Consider the following 12,523-nt stretch of genomic DNA (forward strand, 5'->3'; position numbering starts at 1 on the left):
CTTCCAGTCTCGGAGACTTCCTACAGGGCTTTCAGGTTGTCCCTAGGAACTGGCGGCACTAGTCTTCTCGGGTCGCTGCCAATGTGGCGACCGGGACTGCAAGCCTGAAAATTTCACCAGGAGCCTATTTCTGTATGGAGTTTTACGATGATCAGCGACAACTTACGACTTGATATAACCATGCCTAAAGCTGCGTCCCACCTAGCAGGCGATCAACAAACCGACCAAATCTTCTCCGTACTCCCCAACCTGAACAGCGAAACCCTGCTCGCCAATGCCTCCCAAGACCTGGCAGCACTTCAAGCACTTGCAGGCAACTTGGCTTTTGACATCGACGGTCCACAGCGTGATGCGGTGCTGGGGATTCATCGGATGCTGGAGGGTATCCAGTTGATGGTGGATCGGGTGTTGGATTTAGTTGAGGTGCCTGAACAGAAGTGATCGGGTGCCTATGAGGCCCATTCGCGAGCAAGCCCGCTCCCACATTTGACCGCATTGCCACGTCGGGCACCGATCAAAATGTGGGAGCGGGCTTGCTCGCGAAGAGGCCAGAGCCGCCGCTACATTTCTAAACCCTGGCACCGACCTTGCGGCCACCGACCAACCGCTCCAAAGCCTCACCCAACCCCAAGGCCTTGTCACCAATCAACAGGTGCCAAACCCCGCTGTCCAGCTGGCTCACACCCTGGCAACCCAGCGCAGTCAGGTCCGCTTCAGACAGCACCGAATCATCCCCCAGTTCCACCCGCAATCGGGTCATCGCCACCGCTTCCAGCTGGCGCACATTCGTGCGGCCGCCTAAAGCATTCAGCCACTTCTCGGCCTCCTGCACATTCACCGCAACCGGTTTATCCACAGGCTGGGCGGCCACCGGCGCACTGGCAACAAACGACGGCATCGCCAGGCGGATCTCATCGGCGATGCTGTCGGCCATTGGCCCTACGACCACCTGCAAACTCCCGCCGTTACCCGGCCGAACCACAGCCATGGCGCCCAGTGCTTTCAACTGCGCATCCACCGCCTTGTTGCGATCCACCATGTCCAGGCGCAGACGTGTAGTGCACGCGCCGACACTCAGCAAATTCTCTGCACCGCCGAGTGCGCGGATGTAGGCACTGGCCCGCTGGTTATCGGTCATCACCTCAGCCTGCACCACCTGGATGTCTTCACGCCCCGGTGTCTTCAGGTTGAACCGACGAATGCAATAGTTGAACACGCTGTAGTAGATCACCGCGTAAGCCAACCCGACCGGGAATACCAGCCAGCCGTTGGTGGATTTGCCCCAACCGAGCACCATGTCGATAAAGCCACCGGAGAAGGTAAAGCCCAGGTGGATATTCAGCATGTTGGTCACGGCCATCGACAGGCCGGTGAGCACCGCGTGGATCAGGTACAAAAATGGTGCGAGGAACATAAACGCGAATTCGATCGGCTCAGTCACGCCGGTCAAAAACGAGGTCAGCGCCATCGACAGGAAAATCCCGCCCATCACCTTGCGGCGTTCCGGCAGTGCATTGCGGTACATCGCCAGGCACGCGGCGGGCAGGCCGAACAGCATCACCGGGAACATGCCGGTCATGAACTGGCCGCCTTTCGGGTCGCCGGCAAAATACCGGGTCAGGTCGCCGGTGACGATGGCGCCGGTGGTTGGGTCGGTAAAGCTGCCAAACACAAACCACGCCATGTTGTTGAGGATATGGTGCAGGCCGGTGACGATCAGCAGGCGGTTGAACACGCCAAACACGAAGGCGCCAAAGCTACCGCTTTCCATCAGCAACACGCCAAAACTGTTGATGCCGTGCTGGATCGGCGGCCAGATCAGGCCAAAGATCACCCCCAGGGCGACCGCCGAAAACCCGGTGACAATCGGCACAAACCGTCGCCCACCAAAGAAGGCCAGGTACTCCGGCAGCTTGATGTCCTTGAAGCGGTTATACAGCCCACCGGCCATCAAGCCGCTGGCGATACCGGCGAGCATGCCCATGTTGATGGTGGTGTCCATCACCTTGAGCGTGGAGATCATCACCAGGTAACCAATCGCCCCGGCCAAACCTGCCGTGCCGTTATTGTCGCGGGCAAAACCCACCGCAATACCGATGGCGAAGATCAGCGCCAGGTTGGCGAAAATTGCTTGCCCAGCATCGTGCATCACCGCGATGTTCAAAAGATCGGTGTCGCCCAGGCGCAGCAAGAGGCCGGCGATCGGCAGAATCGCGATCGGCAGCATCAGCGCGCGGCCGAGGCGTTGCAAGCCTTCGATAAAGTGTTGGTACATGGCGTGTCTCCCTATTCTTGTTGTTTTCAGCTCAGCGGCCAGTGGTGTTGACAGGCTTGGCGAACGGCTTTGGCGCTGCTCAGGTCGAGCAGGCCCTGGCTCAATTGCCGGCATTGCGCCGCGTCCAGGTGGCGGACACGGTCCTTGATTTCTCCGATTTGCGGCGGGCTGACGGACAGTTCACTCACACCCAGGCCAACCAGCACCGGCGTGGCCAGCGGGTCGGACGCCAGGGCGCCGCACACACCGACCCAACGCCCGTGTTTGGCCGCCCCCGCGCAAGTCTGGGCGATCAGCCGCAGCAAGGCCGGGTGCAGCGCATCGACCCGGGCGGCGAGGCCGGCGTGGTCGCGGTCCATGGCCAGGGTGTACTGGGACAGGTCATTGGTGCCAATGGACAGGAAGTCCGCGTGCTGGGCCAGTTGGTCGGCCATCAGCGCGGCGGCGGGCACTTCGATCATCACGCCCAGTTCCGGGCGCTGGGTCAGTTCCAGCTCCGCGCAGAGTTCATCCAGACGCTGGCGGATCTGCAGCAGTTCATCCACCTCGCTGACCATCGGCAACAGGATGCGGCAACGTTCCAGCGGGCTGACTTGCAGCAGGGCGCGCAGTTGTTGGTCGAGCACGTCCGGGCGCACCTGCGCCAGGCGAATGCCGCGCAGGCCCAGCACCGGGTTGGCCTCAACCGGCAGCGGCAGGTAGTCGAGCTGTTTGTCGCCGCCCACGTCGATGGTGCGGATGATCACCGACTTGTCGCCCATGGCGTCCAGCACGGCCTGGTAGGCCTGGCGTTGCTCCTGCTCATCCGGCGCGGTGCGGCGGTCGACAAACAGGAATTCGGTGCGCAACAGGCCAACACCATCGGCGCCGTTTTCAAAGGCCGCTTGGGCTTCGGCGCTGGAGGCGACATTGGCAGCGACTTCAATGCTCACGCCATCGGTGGTGCGCGCCGGCTCCTGTGCGAAGGCCTGTTGCTGTTGGCGGCGCAGGGTTTGCGCATCGCGAATCTGGTGCACTTCGGCGTGGCGCGCCTCGCTGGGTGCCAGTTCCAGGCGACCGTTGGCCGCGTCCAGCACCACGCGTTGGCCTTGGGGCACGTCGAGCACTTCGGCGCCCAGCGCGACCACACACGGCAAGCCTTTGCCGCGGGCCAAAATCGCGACGTGGGACGTGGCGCCGCCTTCGGCCATGCAAATGCCTACGGCGTTTTGCGCGCTCAATTGCAGCAGGTCGGAGGGGGTCAGTTCATGGGCGCTGACAATCGCACCGGCCGGCAATTCGAAGTGCCAGGCTTGCCCCAACAGTGCACGCAGTACGCGTTGTTGCAGGTCGCGCAGGTCGTTGGCGCGCTCGGCAAACAGCGGTTTGCCTAGGGCCAGCAACACGGCGCATTGCGCCTGGATTGCATCGCGCCAGGCGTGGGTGGCGGCGCTGCCGTGTTCGATGGCGCCGGTTGCGGCGTCCAGCAGCGTGGGGTCTTCCAATAGCGCAAGGTGGGCGGCGAAGATGTCTTCTTCTTCGACATTCTTGCGTTGCCGTGCATGCTCCAGGGTAATGCGGATTTCGCCGCGCACGTGCTCCAGCGCGGTGTCCAGGCGCTGCAGTTGTTCGTCGGCGACATGGTTGCCCGTGTCTTGCGGCAGTTCGATACAGGTGAGGCGAAACAGCGGCCCGCAGACCAGACCGGGCGCGGCGCACACGCCTTGCAACACACCGGCTTCGGTGCTCACTCGACGCGGTGCCACGGCTACCGGCGCGTGGTGTTCTTCACTCACAGCAACCGAGAGTGCGGCCACCAACGCCTGCAACGCCGCCTCGCAATCCTTGCCGCGACAGGTGATCCGCACTTCATCACCTTCACCAATGCCCAACCCCATCAAACCAATCAGGCTGTCGCACGGCGCCGACTTACCGGCGAAGTGCAACTCTGCATAGCTGCTGAACCCTTGCGCGGTCTTGCGCACCAGGGCGGCGGGGCGGGCATGCAAACCGCCCCGGTGGGTAATGCGCACGCTGGCGCGCACTTCGGTGACCGAGTTATCCACAGCCGCCGGCGACAGCGCTGCCGAGCGCGCAACAATGTGCAGCAACGGCTCACCCACCTTGACGGTTTTTCCCGCTACCGGCCGCAGCTCAAAGCGCTCGCCATTGGTCAGAATGATCAGGCTGATCAGGCTTTTGCACTGGCGTGCGATACGGTCCAGATCAAACTGCACCAGCGCCTGGCCCTGACTCACCCGTGCGCCTTCCTTCACGAGCAGCGCAAACCCTTCGCCATTCAGCTCCACGGTGTCGATGCCCACATGCATCAGCACCTCGGCACCATTTTCGGCGCGAATCGTCAGCGCATGCCCGGTGCGGGCGACATGGATAATCACCCCGTCACAGGGCGCGTGCAGGCAGTCATTCAGCGGGTCGATGGCAATACCGTCGCCCATGGCGCCGCTGGCGAACACTTCGTCGGGAACGTTGCCCAGGGTCAGCACCGGGCCACTGAGTGGGGCGCTTAGGGTCAATTCATTATTGTTGTAAGACATGGGCACGGTACTCATCAGGAAAACGCTACTCAGTGAGTGCGGGTAACTTTGCTCAGGTGACGCGGCTGGTCCGGGTCCATCCCCCGCGCTTCAGCCAGGCCCGCAGCCATTACGTAAAAGCTTTGGATCGCCAGGATCGGGTCAAGGCTTGGGTGTTCGGCGCGGGTCAGGGTCAGGTCGCGCTCGCTGATATCGTCCGGCGCGGCCAGCAGCACGCGGGCGCCGCGTTGGCGCATGTCAGCGGCCAGGCTCAACAAGCCGGCCTGCTCTGCACCGCGTGGGGCGAACACCAGCAACGGGTAGCCTTGGTCGATCAAAGCCATCGGCCCGTGACGCACTTCGGCGCTGCTGAAGGCTTCGGCCTGGATCGCCGACGTTTCCTTGAGCTTGAGTGCGGCTTCCTGGGCGATGGCAAAACCGGCGCCGCGGCCGATGACAATCAGCCGCTGACTGGCGCGCAGGGCCTCGACCGCTGCGCGCCAGTCCTGGGTGGCGGCCTCACGCAGGCCGGCGGGCAATGCCTGGCAGGCTTGCAGCAGCAACAGGTCCTGGTTCCAGTGGCCGATCAGCTGCGCGCTGGCGCTGAGGGTGGCGATAAAGCTTTTGGTGGCGGCCACGCTGTGTTCCGGCCCGGCGCACAACGGCACATGGAATTCGCAGGCGGCTTCCAGCGGCGACTCTTCGGCGTTGACCAGCGAAATGCTCAAGGCGCCGCGTTTGCGCAGCAGGCGCAGGCTGTTGACCAGGTCCGGGCTTTGCCCCGATTGGGAGAAACCGAACGCGACCTGGCCACTGACTTTCAGCGGCGCCTGCAACAAGGTCACCACCGACATCGGCAACGACGCCACCGGAATGCCCACATGCTGCATGGCCAGGTAGGCGAAGTAACTGGCGGCATGGTCTGAACTGCCACGGGCGATGGTCATCGCCACTTGCGGCGGCTGGCGGCGCAGGCGCCCGGCGACTTCTTCCAGCATCGGGTGCAGGCGTTGCAGTTGCGCCGCGACGGCGTCACAGGAGGCCAGGGCCTCTTCAAGCATTTTTGAAGTCAATGGTTTCTCCTTCGACCATTACGTCGGTGAGGTGCAGGGAGCGGTCCATGCGCACGCAGTCGGCAAAGCTGCCCGGTTGCAGGCGCCCGCGTTCTTCCAGGCCCAGGTAATCCGCAGGAAATTGCGACAGGCGTTGTGAGGCTTCGCTGATGGGCAGGCCGATTTTCACCAGGTTGCGCAGCGCCTGGTCCATCGTCAGGGTGCTGCCCGCCAGCGTGCCGTCCGCCAGGCGTACGCCGCCCAGGCATTTGGTGACGGTGTGGCTGCCCAGCTTGTATTCGCCATCGGGCATGCCGGCGGCGGCGGTGGAATCGGTGACGCAGTACAGGCACGGGATCGAGCGCAAGGCCACGCGGATGGCGCCGGGGTGTACGTGGAGCAAATCCGGGATCAATTCCGCGTATTTGGCGTGGGCCAGGGCGGCGCCGACGATGCCCGGTTCGCGGTGATGCAGCGGGCTCATGGCGTTATACAAATGCGTGAAGCTGGTAGCGCCGGCCGCGAGGGCGGCGACGCCTTCTTCATAACTGCCCAGGGTGTGGCCGATCTGCATGCGCACACCGCGTTGGCTGAGCGCGCGGATCAGGGTGTCGTGGCCGGCGATCTCCGGCGCAATGGTGATCACCCGGATGGGCGCCAGGCGCAGGTAGGCTTCAACTTCGGCCATCAGCGCAGTGTGGGCGAAGTTGGGTTGTGCACCAAGTTTGCCGGGGTTGATGTAGGGCCCTTCCAGGTGCACGCCGAGTACACGGGCGCTGCCGGTGGGGCGCTGCTCGCAGAAGGTGCCGAGCTGGCCGAGCACACGAGAGATTTCGTCCACCGGCGCGGTCATGGTGGTGGCCAGCAGCGAGGTCGTGCCAAACCGCACGTGGGTGCGGGTGATGGTCTCGAAGGCGGCGACGCCTTCCATGATGTCTTTGCCGCCACCACCGTGTACGTGCAGGTCGATAAAGCCCGGCAGCAGGTACGGCAAATCGTTTTCAGCCGGGTCGCACGGCGTGCCTTCGATGGCGACGACCTTGCCGTGTGCGTGCACCAGGCGGCCGCGAATCCAGCCACCGGGTGTGAGGATGTTGTCTTCGGACATGGGCAGTTCTCTAGAGGCGCAGTTCAGCGCTATAGTCGTGGCGGCGCAGCTCTGCGACAAAGTCGTAGTAGTCGTTGCGGCAGTAGGTGTCGGTGATTTCAATCGGCGTGTTGTCGGCGGTGTAGCCGACCCGGGTCATCAGCAGCATGGCGGTGCCGGGGGCAATGCCCACCAACTTGGCGAACTCGTCCGAGGCGTTGATCGCCTGGATATGTTGCAGGGCGCGCACGATCGGCTTGCCGATGCTTTCCAGGTATTCGTAGAGCGAATTGCCGATGGCTTGCGGGTGCGGCAAGACAGCGGCGGGCATGGCGGTCATTTCAATCGCCATGACCGTGTCATCGGCCTTACGCAGACGCTTGAGGCGCGCCACTTTGTCGCTGGGCGACAGGCCCAGGCGGATCAGCTCTTCGTGGGTTGGCGGGGTGATATCGCGCTCCAGCCACTGGGAGCTGGGCACAAAGCCCTTGAGTCGGAGCATTTCGCTGAAGCCCGACAGGCGTGACAGCGGCTGCTCCAGGCGCGGCGTGATAAAGGTGCCAGAGCCTTGGCTGCGGCGGATCAGGCCTTGGGCAAACAACACTTCCAGCGCCTTACGGGCAGTGACTCGCGAAATGCTCAACTGCTCGCTGAGGGCGCGTTCCGACGGCAATGCCTGCTCGGATTTCCACTGGCCGGCATGGATCGCCGCTTCAAGGTTGCGGGCCAGTTGCAGGTACAGCGGCGTGGATTGCTTGTCGTCGGGGCGCAGCGTCAGGATAGGGTTCATCTGTGAAGTTTCCGATGCGGTTATTGGAGTGTTGTCGCCCGGTAATGGCCGGAAATTAATACCACTTAAATACCATGTCAATGCAGCCAAAACGGTGCGCGTGCCGGTTTAAAGGCGCTTTGATGGTGCCTGGCATCAAGTGGTATTAGAGAGGTCTTTAAGGCACGCACAAGTGCACAGCCCGCGCGGTGAACTGGTATTCACCGGCAGGCGCTGCCGAGGGCAGGAATTATTTTCGAATTATTTTACGAACGGTCGCGGATTACGGCCGAATCTCGATCATGGTGCCGTCTTTGACCAGGTTCCAGACTTCACGCATATCGACGTTGCGCATGCCGATGCAGCCGTCGGTCCAGTCCAGGGTGTGGAACCACTGCTCCGGGTATTCCTCGGTGTCGGGCGTCCCGTGGATCATGATCATGCTGCCCGGTTTCACGCCTTCGCGGCGCGCGCGGGCGGAGTCACTGATGTTCGGGTAAGAGATGTGCATGGCCAGGTTGAAGCGGTCGCTGGTCTTGCGCCAGTCGATCCAATAAAAGCCTTCCGGCGTGCGGCGGTCACCTTCGAACTGCTTGGTGCCTTTCGGGTTTTTGCCCAAGGAGATCCGATAGCTCTTGAGCGGCTTGCCGTCGTTGATCAGTTGCAACTGATGGGCGGACTTGAGCACCAGGACTTTTTCGACAGGTTTACCGCCAAGGGTTTCCACCGAAGAGGCCAAAGACAGGCTAGCGAACGACAGGCAGATAAGAGCGAGCAACCAACGCATTAAAACGGATTCCCTGGGAAAAGGTGCTGCCTGGAGTGTTGTTATTTGGCCGGCCGCGTCATTGGCGGCACTGACTCGCTGCGCACCGGAAACAGTTGCTGCCGACGGTCAGCGAAGAAGCATTCTAAGGTACGCCCGACCGTGCGGAAAGCCAGCTCTGACCAAGGGATGTCGGCTTCATCGAACAGCTTCACTTCAAGGCTTTCGGGGCCTGCCGCATAGTCCAGGTCGACCAGTTCGGCGCGGTAGAAAATATGCACCTGGCTGATGTGCGGTACATCGATCAGGGTGTAGAGGCTCAGGTTGTGCACGCGGGCGCAGGCCTCTTCCAGGGTTTCGCGCATGGCGGCCTGTTCCACGGTCTCGCCGTTCTCCATGAAGCCGGCTGGAAGGGTCCAGTAACCCAGGCGCGGCTCGATGGCGCGGCGGCACAGCAGCACTTTATCGCCCCACACCGGCACGGTGCCGGCAACGATATTGGGGTTCTGGTAGTGAATGGTCGAGCAGTGATCACACACAAAGCGCAGGCGTGCGTCGCCTTCGGGAATGCGCTGGGTAACCGGTTTACCGCACTGGCTGCAGAAGTTCATGCTGGGGTTCCTGGAGAGTCGGCCTATCTTGGCTTGACGGGCAGGGCCCTGCAAGTTGTCGTTTCGCGACATGCACCGGGTTTTGGGGTTGGGCACCCGCACGCTTTGGTGCATGATGCAAGGTAGCCAACAGACCGAGATGACTCATGCTGGACGAGCTACTTCGCCGGGTAAGCAATCACACCCCTCATACGCTGGAGACTGACGGGCGTTTCCCCGAGGCTGCGGTGTTGGTGCCGATTACCCGCAGTGACGAACCTGAGCTGATCCTGACCTTGCGCGCCAGCGGCCTGTCGACCCACGGGGGCGAAGTGGCGTTTCCGGGCGGGCGGCGTGACCCCGAGGACCCGGACCTGATCTTTACCGCACTGCGCGAAGCCGAAGAAGAAATCGGCTTGCCCCCCGGCCTGGTGGAGGTCATCGGCCCGTTGAGTCCCTTGATCTCCTTGCACGGCATCCGTGTAACGCCCTATGTCGGGGTCATCCCCGATTACGTCGAATACCTGGCCAATGATGCCGAGATCGCCGCCGTCTTCAGCGTGCCCCTGGAGTTTTTCCGCCAGGACCCGCGCGAACATACCCACCGCATCGATTACCAGGGCCGCAGTTGGTATGTGCCCAGCTATCGGTTTGGCGAGTACAAGATCTGGGGGCTGACGGCGATCATGATTGTCGAGCTGATCAACCTGCTCTATGACGACGCCAAGATCAGCCTGCATCAGCCGCCCAAGAGCTTTATCAATATATAAGCCATCGCTTGAATGGCCAGCCGTGAGGACAAACCATGAAATACCGCCTGGGCGACGCCCGCGTCGAGACGCATCCACAAAGCTGGGTGGCACCGAATGCCACGCTGGTTGGCAAGGTCAAGCTGGAGGAGGGCGCCAACGTCTGGTTCAACGCGGTGTTGCGTGGCGACAATGAACTGATCCTGATCGGCAAGAACAGCAACGTGCAGGATGGCAGCGTGATGCACACCGACATGGGCTATCCGCTGACCCTGGGCACTGGTGTGACCATCGGTCATAACGCCATGTTGCACGGCTGCACCGTCGACGACTACAGCTTGATCGGCATTAATGCGGTCATCCTCAACGGCGCCAAAATCGGCAAACATTGCATCATCGGCGCCAATTCGTTGATCGGTGAAGGCAAGGAAATCCCCGATGGCTCGTTGGTGATGGGCTCGCCGGGCAAGGTGGTGCGCGAGCTGACCGAGGCGCAGAAGCGCATGCTCGAAGCCAGCGCCGCGCACTATGTGCATAACGCGCAGCGGTATGCGCGTGATTTGGCTGAGCAAGCAGAATGAACCCGCTGGAACGACCTGTCGGCTCGCCGTGCGTGAGCATCTGCGCGTTAGACGATGACGATATTTGCACCGGCTGCCAGCGCACCGTGGATGAGATTACGCGCTGGAGCCTTATGGACAACGCCGAGCGCCGTGTGGTGCTGGGGTTGTGCCATGAGCGGGCGAAGGCGAGTGGGTTGGTGTGGATGATGCCCGGTAAGTCGGGTGCCTGATAGACCGCTTTCGCGAGCAGGGCCGCTCCCACATTTGATCGTGTTTATCCTGTAGGAATACGGTCAAAGTGTGGGCGCGGGCTTGCTCGCGAAGAGGCCCTTCCAGACGACATATTTCAAAATGTGAAGTACCCTGTGGCCCCTGCCCACAGGTCTCCCGCGCTATGTTCTTCCTGATCGCCTACATCAGCAGTGTCGTGCTGATTAACTTCGCTTTCTCCACCGCCCCGCACCTTGACGTCATCTGGTCCGCCTGGGGTGGCCTGGTGTTTATCCTGCGCGACATGGTGCAAACCCGCTTCGGCCACGGTGCGATCATCGCCATGCTGGCGGCGCTGGTGCTGTCGTATATCACCTCCGACCCGTCCATCGCCCTGGCCAGCGCCACGGCGTTTGCGGTGTCCGAGTGCATTGACTGGCTGGTGTTCAGCATCACCAAGCGCCCGCTGCATGATCGCCTGTGGATAAGTTCGGCGCTGAGCATTCCCATTGATACCTTTATCTTCTTTGGCCTGATCGGCGCGCTGACGCCAGCGGTGGCCGGCACGGCGTTGGTGTCGAAATTCGCCGGGGTCACAGTGGTGTGGCTGATCATGGCGTGGCGTCTGCGCAAACGGGCCGTCGCCAACTGAGGCCAATTTTTGCAGTTCATGTAAAATGCCGGCCTTTCTCCCCATGATCCGCTCCCCTGAGGACCTGAGATGACCCGAATCGGAACTCCATTGTCGCCAACCGCGACCCGCGTTTTGCTGTGTGGCTGCGGTGAGCTGGGCAAGGAAGTGGTAATCGAACTGCAACGCCTGGGCGTTGAAGTGATTGCCGTGGATCGCTACGCCAACGCGCCGGCCATGCAGGTTGCGCACCGTAGCCACGTGATCAACATGCTCGACGGCGCCGCCCTGCGTGCCGTGATCGAAGCGGAAAAACCGCACTTCATCGTGCCGGAAATCGAAGCCATTGCTACCGCCACCCTGGTGGAGCTGGAAGCCGAAGGCTTCACCGTGATCCCGACTGCGCGTGCCACCTCGCTGACCATGAACCGTGAGGGCATCCGTCGCCTGGCCGCTGAAGAGCTGGACCTGCCGACTTCGCCGTACCACTTCGCCGACACCTTCGAAGACTACAGCAAGGCCGTGCAAGACCTGGGCTTCCCGTGCGTGGTCAAGCCGGTGATGAGTTCGTCGGGCAAGGGCCAGAGCCTGCTGCGCAGCACAGACGATGTGCAGAAAGCCTGGGATTACGCCCAGGAAGGCGGGCGGGCGGGTAAAGGTCGGGTGATCATCGAAGGCTTCATCGACTTCGACTACGAAATCACCCTGCTGACCGTGCGCCACATCGGCGGCACCACTTTCTGCGCGCCGGTCGGCCACCGTCAGGAGAAGGGCGACTACCAGGAATCCTGGCAGCCGCAAGCCATGAGCCCGATTGCCCTGGCGGAATCCGAGCGCGTCGCCAAAGCGGTCACCGAGGCGCTGGGCGGTCGTGGCCTGTTCGGCGTGGAATTGTTCATCAAGGGCGATCAGGTGTGGTTCAGCGAAGTGTCGCCGCGCCCGCATGACACCGGCCTGGTGACCCTGATTTCTCAGGACTTGTCGCAATTTGCCCTGCACGCGCGCGCGATTCTGGGCCTGCCGATTCCATTGATCCGTCAGTTCGGGCCTTCGGCGTCGGCGGTGATCCTGGTGGAAGGGCAGTCCACCCAGACGGCATTCGCCAACCTCGGCGCCGCCTTGAGCGAGCCGGACACGGCCTTGCGTCTGTTTGGTAAGCCAGAAGTGAATGGTCAGCGTCGGATGGGTGTGGCGTTGGCGCGGGATGAGTCGATTGAGGCTGCCCGAGCTAAAGCGACCCGTGCTTCGAAGGCTGTTGTTGTAGAGCTGTAAACCCAACCCGATCGTTCCCACGCTCTGCGTGGGAATGCAGCCC

Annotated in this window: 13 protein-coding genes; 6 read left to right on the forward strand and 7 right to left on the reverse strand. The window is 62.1% G+C overall.

Annotated elements, in window-relative coordinates:
* Positions 1-180 precede the first annotated feature (180 nt).
* Positions 181-441, forward strand: a complete 261-nt coding sequence (locus JFT85_RS21355) for a DUF6124 family protein (protein ID WP_169875668.1) — start codon at positions 181-183, stop codon at positions 439-441.
* 127 nt (positions 442-568) lie between these two features.
* Here JFT85_RS21355 and nagE read toward each other — a convergent pair whose 3' ends face one another.
* The 7 genes from nagE to JFT85_RS21390 form a co-directional block, all read right to left on the reverse strand.
* Positions 569-2,275 carry an N-acetylglucosamine-specific PTS transporter subunit IIBC gene (gene nagE, locus JFT85_RS21360; RefSeq protein ID WP_053257848.1) on the reverse strand — a complete coding sequence of 569 codons (1,707 nt, stop codon included), beginning with the start codon at positions 2,273-2,275 and terminating at the stop codon, positions 569-571.
* Positions 2,276-2,301: 26 nt separating this feature from the next.
* Positions 2,302-4,812 carry a phosphoenolpyruvate--protein phosphotransferase gene (ptsP, locus tag JFT85_RS21365; protein ID WP_201230381.1) on the reverse strand — a complete coding sequence of 837 codons (2,511 nt, stop codon included), beginning with the start codon at positions 4,810-4,812 and terminating at the stop codon, positions 2,302-2,304.
* A gap of 29 nt (positions 4,813-4,841) precedes the next feature.
* Complete coding sequence (locus JFT85_RS21370; RefSeq protein WP_420876050.1) at positions 4,842-5,852, reverse strand: SIS domain-containing protein; 1,011 nt, start codon at positions 5,850-5,852, stop codon at positions 4,842-4,844.
* Positions 5,845-6,951: an N-acetylglucosamine-6-phosphate deacetylase gene (gene nagA / locus JFT85_RS21375; RefSeq protein ID WP_053257845.1), complete on the reverse strand. Its 1,107-nt coding sequence runs from the start codon at positions 6,949-6,951 to the stop codon at positions 5,845-5,847. The genes JFT85_RS21370 and nagA overlap by 8 nt, the downstream gene beginning before the upstream one ends.
* Positions 6,952-6,961: 10 nt before the next feature.
* On the reverse strand, positions 6,962-7,720 hold the full coding sequence (locus JFT85_RS21380; RefSeq protein ID WP_069551687.1) for a GntR family transcriptional regulator: 759 nt from the start codon (positions 7,718-7,720) through the stop codon (positions 6,962-6,964).
* Positions 7,721-7,982: 262 nt separating this feature from the next.
* The gene (locus tag JFT85_RS21385) at positions 7,983-8,486 is read right to left on the reverse strand and encodes a L,D-transpeptidase family protein (RefSeq protein WP_053257843.1); all 504 of its coding nucleotides are present in this window, start codon (positions 8,484-8,486) and stop codon (positions 7,983-7,985) included.
* A 41-nt stretch (positions 8,487-8,527) separates the two neighbouring features.
* The gene (locus tag JFT85_RS21390; protein WP_053257842.1) at positions 8,528-9,076 is read right to left on the reverse strand and encodes an NUDIX hydrolase; all 549 of its coding nucleotides are present in this window, start codon (positions 9,074-9,076) and stop codon (positions 8,528-8,530) included.
* A 146-nt stretch (positions 9,077-9,222) separates the two neighbouring features.
* On the opposite strand from JFT85_RS21390, the gene JFT85_RS21395 reads away from it, so the two are divergent.
* From JFT85_RS21395 to purT, 5 genes are all read left to right on the forward strand, one after another.
* Positions 9,223-9,825 (forward strand): CoA pyrophosphatase, encoded by a 603-nt coding sequence (locus JFT85_RS21395; RefSeq protein WP_017736785.1) that lies wholly within the window; start codon positions 9,223-9,225, stop codon positions 9,823-9,825.
* A gap of 35 nt (positions 9,826-9,860) precedes the next feature.
* Positions 9,861-10,385 carry a gamma carbonic anhydrase family protein gene (locus JFT85_RS21400; RefSeq protein WP_053257841.1) on the forward strand — a complete coding sequence of 175 codons (525 nt, stop codon included), beginning with the start codon at positions 9,861-9,863 and terminating at the stop codon, positions 10,383-10,385.
* Positions 10,382-10,597 (forward strand): DUF1289 domain-containing protein, encoded by a 216-nt coding sequence (locus JFT85_RS21405; protein ID WP_201230384.1) that lies wholly within the window; start codon positions 10,382-10,384, stop codon positions 10,595-10,597. Before JFT85_RS21400 ends, JFT85_RS21405 begins: the two co-directional genes overlap by 4 nt.
* 164 nt (positions 10,598-10,761) lie before the next feature.
* Positions 10,762-11,229 carry a preQ0 transporter gene (locus JFT85_RS21410; protein WP_053257839.1) on the forward strand — a complete coding sequence of 156 codons (468 nt, stop codon included), beginning with the start codon at positions 10,762-10,764 and terminating at the stop codon, positions 11,227-11,229.
* Between the two features lie 69 nt (positions 11,230-11,298).
* Positions 11,299-12,480: a formate-dependent phosphoribosylglycinamide formyltransferase gene (gene purT, locus JFT85_RS21415; RefSeq protein WP_014719785.1), complete on the forward strand. Its 1,182-nt coding sequence runs from the start codon at positions 11,299-11,301 to the stop codon at positions 12,478-12,480.
* Positions 12,481-12,523 lie beyond the last annotated feature (43 nt).

This window comes from Pseudomonas sp. TH04 (genome assembly GCF_016651355.1).
Lineage (GTDB): Bacteria > Pseudomonadota > Gammaproteobacteria > Pseudomonadales > Pseudomonadaceae > Aquipseudomonas > Aquipseudomonas fluorescens.